Below are 274 nucleotides of genomic sequence, written 5' to 3' on the forward strand. Positions count from 1 at the left end.
TTCGGAAATTGCCCTCCCAGTGTCCACTCACTTGAAACGCCCGCTTTATGCTTTTGTGAGGGCGTGTACCCGGTATAAGCTACAAGTCCCAATACTTCATCAAAGCGATTGTCGAATAAATTGATTTCATCAAAGGTAACATCTGATTTCCCATCATCAAGCCAATACGAATCGTTGATGGAAAGACCTTTGGATACATCAAGAATTCCAAGGATATCATTCCTTGTCAATCCTGCCGTACTAAGAATCTGCTCTACAAATGCCCTGTTTTTCG

General features: G+C 42.3%; 1 protein-coding gene. It reads right to left on the reverse strand.

The window, feature by feature from the left end; translation table 11 throughout:
- Window positions 1-274, reverse strand: a 274-nt coding sequence (locus PGU50_RS15540; RefSeq protein ID WP_442872536.1) for a hypothetical protein, incomplete at both ends; no start/stop codon positions are given.

Source organism: Coprococcus sp. AM11-30B, from assembly GCF_027674365.1.
Lineage (GTDB): Bacteria > Bacillota > Clostridia > Lachnospirales > Lachnospiraceae > Allocoprococcus > Allocoprococcus comes.